Here is a 7,655-nt window from a genome sequence, read left to right on the forward strand (position 1 = left end):
TTCACTAATATAGACAAGGGCACAAAAGGGATAGCGTATGACGGGGGCAGCCCGTCAGATTTTCCATTCGATTTCTACCTTTTCGTTTGTCGCCCGGATAACGGTTATCAATGCGTCCACCACCTGCCGCTTGTCCTCGAAGCCGATATTCTCCCAGTCATCCAGATAGCCGGAAATGCTTTCTATCCTTTCGGCTGGCACAGCGTCCGCAGACAGCTTCGCAATCTCATTGGAAATGTCCTGCCGCCTTGCGTCCAGTTCCTCAATCCGGCTGTTTGCGTAGGAGAGCAAGACCGGGGTTGCGCCCGTCAGCGTGTCAAGCAGCTTTTCAATCTCGCTTTCCACCTGCGCCAGTTCCAGCCGCTTTGCCGCCAGCTTCGGGGAGATTTTCGCCGCTTTTTTCCGGCCTGTCAGCGTCTTAAAATCTTTCAGCTTCTTTACCATAGCCCCATAGACCACCGCTTCCAGTTCGTGCAGCTTTACACAGCCGCAGCCGGGACAGGCCCCGCTGTCCGCATGGACGGTGCAGCGCATATAAAAAATACCGTTGGAGTGCGCCGACATGAGCGCATAGCCGCATTTCCCGCATTTGATTTTTCCCGCCATCCATGTATTCCGGGCTTTCCTTGCGGGCTGGTAAGTATGGCTGGCAAGCAGCTTCTTTCTGCATTTCAGCCACAGTTCAGACGGGATAAACCCCTCGCTGGGCGCAAGCACCAGCGTCTGCCCTTGCAGGTGCTTATGCTTGTCCTCCGTGTTGCCCTTGCCCTGATAGTAATAGCAGCCGTTTGTCCCCGCAAAGTCGGCGGCGTCATTGTAAATATCCGTCCCCTGGCTCTTGAAAAACTCGTATATATCAAGGTCAGCCATAACATAAATCGGGTTGCGGAGAATGACGCTCAAAGTCGCCCTTGACAGCGGCCTGCCGTGATAAGTGCGCATACCGTCCGCTGTCAGCTTTCTTGTGATGTCGTGCAGCGATACCTGCGGGTCAGCGTACATCTCATACATCTGCCGGACAAAGGCCGCTTCGGTTGGCTCAACCACCAGCTTCTTTGTGCGCACCCCGTCCATCACATACGGCTCTGTCCGAAAACCATAGGGCGTTTTGCCGCCCATCTTGAAACCACGCTGGCAGCGGGAGTGCCATGCGTCCTGCACCCGCTTCTGTATCGTTTCCCGTTCCAGCTGGGCGAACACGATACAGATGTTCAGCATAGCACGCCCCATCGGAGTGGAGGTATCAAACTTTTCCGTAGAGGACACAAACTCCACTTCGTACTTTTGGAAGAAGTCCATCATCTTCGCAAAGTCCAGTATGGAACGGCTGATACGGTCAAGTTTGTAGACAACTACTTTTCGCACAAGGCCGCTTTCAATATCACGCATAAGCTGCTGAAACTCTGGACGCTCCGTATTTTTCCCGGAATACCCTTTGTCTTTGTACTCTTTACAGTTCCCGCCTTTCAGTTCGTATTTGCAAAACTCAATCTGGCTTTCAATGGAAATGCTGTCCTTTTTGTCTACCGATTGCCTTGCATAGATTGCGTCTATCCTGTTATTCATATTGTCGCTCCTTTTCTTAAAAAAGAAACGGAGCTGCTGACAGCTTTATTATACCGCCAGCAGCCCCGCAAATCAATGGTGGCTTTGGGAAACCTTACGCCCCGGCGTCCTCGCTTTTCCGCTTTTCGGCGTACTTGCGGAACACCTCATAAAGCTGCTGTTCCAGTTCCCGGCGTTTGGCCGCTTCCTGCTCCGGCGTGAACACCGGAGAGAGGTTTTCCAGCATGATTTCTTTCCCCTGAAAAGTCACGACCTCTGTTTCCTTTTTGTATCTGATATTCGTACTTATAAAATCACCTTTCCTTTCCATGCTGCCGCTGCTGCCGTTTCAGTTCCGCCAAAATCTCCGGCGGGATACGGTCAACCAGCCGCCGCATATCGTCCAGTTCGCTTTTCAGCTTTGCCCGTTCCATGGTATCTTTCATCTTGCCTTTTTCGCTGGCCTTTGCCCTGGTTTCCAGCTTCTCATTTTCCGCTAACAGGTCATTGATTGTGACCTTGTACTTTTTCAGTTGCCCGGAGAAATTCTCCATCTGCGGAAACCACTTTTTCAGCATAGAGAGGGCTTCCTCTTTCTTCTTTCCGGCGTTCAGCGGGTTAATGCCGTCAAGGGCGGCTTCAATGGCTCTGGCCTGTTTGGAGAGATTGACCGCCTGCTTGAACAGCCGGGTGGGGATATGCTTCCGGCCTGTCTTGCTTGCGCTTTCGCCACGCTCCAAGTCGGGATATTTCTCCACCATATAGGCGTGAAAATCGTCCTGCCATTTTGTGAGGTTGGCTCTGTTCCCGATAATCTCCTTTGCGCACAGGCGGTTGTCTTTTGTCAGCGGCACAAAGGTCAAGTGCAGGTGGGGCGTTTTCTCGTCCATGTGTACCACCGCCGACACGATATTCTCCCGGCCTACCCGCCCGATGAGGAAGTCCGCCGCCCTCTGGAAAAACGCCTGTATCTCCTTTGGGGACTTCTTCTTGAAAAACTCCGGGCTGGCGGTGATGAGCGTATCCACAAACCGGGTGCTGTCCTTGCGGGTGCGGCACCCTGCCTGTTCAATGCGGTTTTGAATGAAGTGGTAGTACCTGCCCTCCGGCTTGACAATGTGGAAGTTGTATTTGCTCTTTGCCGTGTCAATATCGGGATTACTGGCGTATTGCTCTTTCTGCCTTTCGTGATGGGCTTCCAGCGGTCTTGCCGGGTTGCCCTTGTGCTTCTCAAAACGCAAAATTGCGTGTTGTGCCATTCTGCTCCTTTCCCCGTTCCATTCCTTTCCGGCGGGTTTTCCACAGGGAAAATCCCGCAGAAAATAGCTCGGATAGGATTGGAATGGATAGAATCTAAATCAGTCTCTTAATCTTTGTATTTCTATATACCGTCCGGTTTCCGTACTTCAGAGGGGTGATTTCCGTACTTCATGGGTACGGTTTTCAATCCTCCGGCGTACCATAACCGGATTTCTTGAAGTCGGTGTTTGAAACCGCTTCATAGGATTTTGGGTAAATGCGGTTGGGTTTTCCACAGCCCTGCTTCTGGATCTCCACCAGCCCGGCGTATTGCAGTTCCCGCAGGGTATTCACCGCCTTTTGCCGCCCACAGTGGAGCAAGTCCACCACCTCGCAGATGGGATAGTACAGGTAAATGCGCCCGTACTCGTCCGCCCACCCGTTTTTCCGGGATAACTCCGTCCGGCGCAGGATAAAGGCATACAGCAGCTTTGCCTCGTTGGACAGGGGCTGGAATGTAGGGGCTTCAAAGAGAAAATTGGGGAGCCGGGTGAAGCTGAACGCCTGTTCCGGCTGATGAATGTAAATCGTGTTTGTCATAGCGTGTTTTGTGGACGGTTAGAAGCCCGTTTTCCGGGGTGGGCGATAATTTATACTACCCGCCCCGGTTTGGGGCTTGCAAAGCCTGATAAATCAAGGCTTTTTTCACTCCTAACTGTCCACACAAGACCTCCTTTTCCGTTCGCTTTCTGTTTTCTGCCGCCTGTGAACTTTGGCGGCACAGCCGGGGCAGTATTTAGCCCGGTTGGATTTGGGGACGAATACGCCGCCGCAGACTGCACAGCGTTTCAAGTCCTTATCCCGGAAAAACTCTGCTTCCAATGCCCCGTCCAGCGGCAAGACCGCCCAGCGGAACCACTTGCAGCAGACTGAGAAAGAAATTGTCTGCGGGCAGGTGCAGGCGTCCCCATCGTCAAGGACAATACAGTTGCCGTCCTCACAGTTACAGCACTCCCGCCGTATCAAGGCATTGGCCTGTTTTCGCTGTGCCGGGGTCATGCGGTAAAGGGAATTGTCCGGCCTGCGCTCTATGGGCGGCAAGCGTTTATATGGATTTTCTATCATGCGTCCCTCCGTTTTCCGATTTTGCCGTTCTCCCCGAAAAGTTTTCCTGCCCCATTCCTGCGGCGTGTTCCGGCGTTGGCACGCTCCCCACAGCTTCGGGCCAACTTGTCCCGAAGCGACCTCTGGACACTTTGTCCAGAAGTTGGCTCCTTGCGGTGCTTCCCCCGCCGGATATTCCTTTTCGGACGGTCATTCGATTGTCAAGGTACTGTCCATCGATGAACTAAGATAAGTCTACACCTAAATGACCGCCCGTCCCGTATATCCGAAAGGTGGGAAATCCGACTGAAAAACTCCCTATTTCCACGCTCTCGGAATTGTGGTAAAATGAAACTATCATAGAGAAAAGGGGGGCTGGATAGTGGCCTTAACCATTCAAGAACGCCTAAAAGACCTGCGTGTAGAGCGTGGTTTGACGCTGGAACAGCTTGCGGAGCAGACGCACCTCTCCAAGTCTGCGCTGGGCAGCTACGAAGCGGATGAGTATAAGGACATCAGCCACTATGCCCTTATCAAGCTGGCGAAGTTTTACGGAGTGACCGCCGATTATTTGCTGGGATTGACCGAAACAAAAAATCACCCAAACGCCGATCTTGCAGACCTGCGTTTGAGTGATGATATGATAGACCTGTTGAAAAACGGGCGGATTGATACTGCCTTGTTTTGTGAGTTAGCCACGCACAGGGACTTTGTGAAACTGTTGGCAGATATAGAAATCTACGTGAACGGTGTTGCCGCTGGGCAAATCCAAAACCTGAACGCATGGGTTGACGTAGCAAGGGCGGAAATCATGGAGAAATATCAGCCGGGAGAGCATGACAAAACCGCCTATCTGCTGAAAGCAAGCCATGTGCAGGAGGGCGAGTATTTCAGCCGCCGGGTGCATGACGATATAGATGGCATTATGGAGGACATTAAGGAAGCCCACCGGGGACGGGCAGAAAGTGCCCCTAAAAACTCCGTTGTCACCGAACTGAAGAAAGATTTGGATGAAGTAGCAAACTTCAAGGGAAGCAGACTGGAACAATGGCTGCTGATTTACTGTAAGCAAAACAGACTGCCTTATCACAAGCTGACGGAAGAAGAAAAGCAGTGGTTGATACGGATAGGCTCAAAATCAGATTTTATGAAGTCGCATATTCAACAGAGAGGTAAAAGGCGATAAGACAAGCTACCGAAAAAATTATCATTCGGTGCCATACTGTTGTCGCCGTAATGCAATAAAATGAAATAAGGTGGTGGAACAAATGCAGAGTTATGATATTTTAACATACGGATTGACCGCTGAGGAAACAAATCAGCTACAAAAAAATATCCCGCTAAATTATTCTGCATTTGTCACAGAATGTTTTACCGACATAATTGCAACGCCTGTTAGTGGAATTGTAGTAAGGATTGGCAAACTGTCTGTCAATGAACGAGATATGCTCCTTGATTTTTTCCGCGAAATTGGAGATTTTTCCGAGGTGGTAATTCTAATAGGAGAAATCTCCCTGCCAGTCAATTTGCGCCATAAAATCAAGGTGTTTTCCTGCTTTGAATTGATGAAGCAGCAAATCCGATTTATATTTATGGACGCACAGCGCAAACAGAAAAAGCACCAAAATTTCAGCGTTGTTGTGGCAAATACCCTGTTTGTGTTGAGCGCAATCAGAAAAACACCGGGGATTTCCACAAAGAAATTGGCTGAAAAGTTGGAGGTATCAGAACGTTCTGTGCAACGATACATTGAAACACTTCGGATTGCGGGAGAATGGATTGAGTACGACGCAGCATCAAAGGGCTGGAAATTGAGTGTTGGCAAATCAGTTTTATGGGATGATTTCTAAAAATCAGGAGGATTAGAATGGAACGTGCAGATAAATATATAAACGATATTGAATTGCTATTTCAAGAATGGAAAAATAAAGCACCATCTGATGATATTAACCACAGTCAAAATGTGTTCATTCGAGATGGTATTGTATGCCCGGAGCAGTGGTTTTCCCAAAAAGTGCGGCCCCTATATCTGCTCAAAGAAGCATATCACGGAACAAGTGACTGGGATTTAATAAAGGAGCACCTTCTAACCGAAGCAAAAATGGGAAAGCACATTACATGGAAAAGGGTATCTCAATGGACGCAAGGACTACTACATACATCAGCCACCGATTTATGCCCGTTTAGAGATGAAGTGGCTATGCACTATTTTGGAAATGAGCAGCTCCGCCAGATTGCCGTTGTCAATGTGAAGAAAAGTGACGGAGCGAAAGACTCCGAGAAAGACAATATTTTGCAATATGCAGAGTATGATCGCACAGAATTGCGCCGTGAAATCGAATTGATTGACCCAACTATTATTGTGTGCGGATATACCATAACATCTCTCAATGTCATTATGGGATATAACATTAAAGATAGACAAAACTCTAACCTTTACTATTTCACACGGCTGAATGGTCACGATGTCATTGTGCTGGACTATTATCATCCGTCAAATCGTTATCCAGATATAATGAATTATTACGGGCTGATAGGAAGTTATCAGCAAGCACTTATATGTCAAAGCAAAGGAGTGTGTTCAAAGTGACTTGTATTGAAGCTGCTATTCAAGTTCCATGTGAATTGGATTATGATGAGGTCTGGCACAGCGAAAACGGACTGATTAAAGTTTCAAAGGATGGAATGTGGGGCTTTATAAGCGAAAATGGAACGATTGCAATTCCTATTGAATATGATACAGTATCTCTGTCCAATAATGGCCTGATATGCGTTGAGAAAAACGGACTGTATGGACTTCTTGATATAAAAGGAAATGTTCTTATCCCCTGCATTTATGAAGAAGAATTTCATTTTCGCTCAAAGAATTTATGGGGTAAAAAAGACGGAAAATACTGCTTGCTGAATATGACCGGAACGCATATCACCGAAGATTGGTTTGATGAAATATGGTGCGGCTATGACGATTTATGTGCTGTGAGGGTCTCCGGAAAATGGGGCGTTGTTTCCGAAATAACAGGTGAACTCCTTGTCGATATAAGCTATCAACAAGCCTATCCGATTTATGGTAAGCTGATAAGAATAAAGCTAAAAGGAAGATGGGGATTGTTACACCACAGTGGATATGAGATTTTACCACCTATTTACTCCGATATGAAGGAAAGCGATACTGGGGTGATTTGCGTTAAAAAAGACGGCAAGTGGGGGATTGTAAAACTATCCATGATGGAGAAATGAGATAATATCATGCGTGGGCGATAGCAAAGCCGGTCGAGCCGGTCAACGGTTAAAATGAACGGCGCATTTCATGCGCCGCCGTTGACAGCCCCGCCCGTCCTTGCTGATGGGTAATCAAGGCGGGAAAGCCACAAAATGGCTTCCCGCCCATTTCCATTTTTACGGGAGTGCGGCCACAAACGGGAGCGCAGGACGAGGGACGGGGGCTTCCATATACCTGCCGCCGCTTTCTGAAAACAGCCTGATTTTTTGCTTATCGCCATTCGCAAAATCTCCGCCTGTTTTCCTGCCGGAGCAAACGGGGCGCAAAAAGCACCGCCCCCCGTTTCCCCCGTCAGCCGCGCCGACAGGTATAACACACTACACTTTGCAAGCAAAGTCGTGTGCCAAGGGGCAAGCCCCTTTGGAAACCCCGGACAACAAAACAGGCTGAATATCCCGCACTTTCCCGGTGCCTGATATTCAGCCTTTATTTGTTGTCAGCAGCCCGTTTCACGGTCTGCCTTTTGTGTCCTTGTCCATAATGTTTC

At 48.9% G+C, this 7,655-nt stretch carries 9 protein-coding genes; 4 read left to right on the forward strand and 5 right to left on the reverse strand.

Going from position 1 to position 7,655, the window contains the following annotated elements:
• Nucleotides 1-54: 54 nt before the first annotated feature.
• From I2C21_RS17095 to I2C21_RS17115, 5 genes are all read right to left on the reverse strand, one after another.
• A complete protein-coding gene (locus I2C21_RS17095; RefSeq protein ID WP_195279866.1) occupies nucleotides 55-1,566 on the reverse strand; it encodes a recombinase family protein in 1,512 nt (503 codons plus the stop codon).
• Between the two features lie 94 nt (nucleotides 1,567-1,660).
• Complete coding sequence (locus I2C21_RS17100) at nucleotides 1,661-1,876, reverse strand: hypothetical protein (protein WP_195279867.1); 216 nt, start codon at nucleotides 1,874-1,876, stop codon at nucleotides 1,661-1,663.
• Nucleotides 1,860-2,804, reverse strand: coding sequence for a MobV family relaxase (gene mobV, locus I2C21_RS17105; RefSeq protein WP_195279868.1), 945 nt, complete (start codon nucleotides 2,802-2,804; stop codon nucleotides 1,860-1,862). The genes I2C21_RS17100 and mobV overlap by 17 nt, the downstream gene beginning before the upstream one ends.
• A gap of 184 nt (nucleotides 2,805-2,988) precedes the next feature.
• Nucleotides 2,989-3,384: a replication initiator protein A gene (locus I2C21_RS17110; RefSeq protein ID WP_195279869.1), complete on the reverse strand. Its 396-nt coding sequence runs from the start codon at nucleotides 3,382-3,384 to the stop codon at nucleotides 2,989-2,991.
• 111 nt (nucleotides 3,385-3,495) lie between these two features.
• Nucleotides 3,496-3,909 (reverse strand): cysteine-rich VLP domain-containing protein, encoded by a 414-nt coding sequence (locus tag I2C21_RS17115; protein WP_195279870.1) that lies wholly within the window; start codon nucleotides 3,907-3,909, stop codon nucleotides 3,496-3,498.
• 361 nt (nucleotides 3,910-4,270) lie between these two features.
• Between I2C21_RS17115 and I2C21_RS17120 the strand changes: the two genes are divergently transcribed.
• The 4 genes from I2C21_RS17120 (at nucleotide 4,271) to I2C21_RS17135 (ending at nucleotide 7,125) form a co-directional block, all read left to right on the forward strand.
• Complete coding sequence (locus I2C21_RS17120) at nucleotides 4,271-5,074, forward strand: helix-turn-helix domain-containing protein (RefSeq protein ID WP_195279871.1); 804 nt, start codon at nucleotides 4,271-4,273, stop codon at nucleotides 5,072-5,074.
• A gap of 82 nt (nucleotides 5,075-5,156) precedes the next feature.
• Nucleotides 5,157-5,738 (forward strand): HTH domain-containing protein, encoded by a 582-nt coding sequence (locus tag I2C21_RS17125; RefSeq protein ID WP_195279872.1) that lies wholly within the window; start codon nucleotides 5,157-5,159, stop codon nucleotides 5,736-5,738.
• A gap of 17 nt (nucleotides 5,739-5,755) precedes the next feature.
• On the forward strand, nucleotides 5,756-6,478 hold the full coding sequence (locus tag I2C21_RS17130; RefSeq protein ID WP_195279873.1) for a hypothetical protein: 723 nt from the start codon (nucleotides 5,756-5,758) through the stop codon (nucleotides 6,476-6,478).
• Nucleotides 6,475-7,125, forward strand: coding sequence for a WG repeat-containing protein (locus I2C21_RS17135; RefSeq protein ID WP_195279874.1), 651 nt, complete (start codon nucleotides 6,475-6,477; stop codon nucleotides 7,123-7,125). The genes I2C21_RS17130 and I2C21_RS17135 overlap by 4 nt, the downstream gene beginning before the upstream one ends.
• Nucleotides 7,126-7,655 lie beyond the last annotated feature (530 nt).

This window comes from Clostridium sp. J1101437_171009_A5 (assembly GCF_015547905.1).
Lineage (GTDB): Bacteria > Bacillota > Clostridia > Oscillospirales > Oscillospiraceae > Pseudoflavonifractor_A > Pseudoflavonifractor_A gallinarum.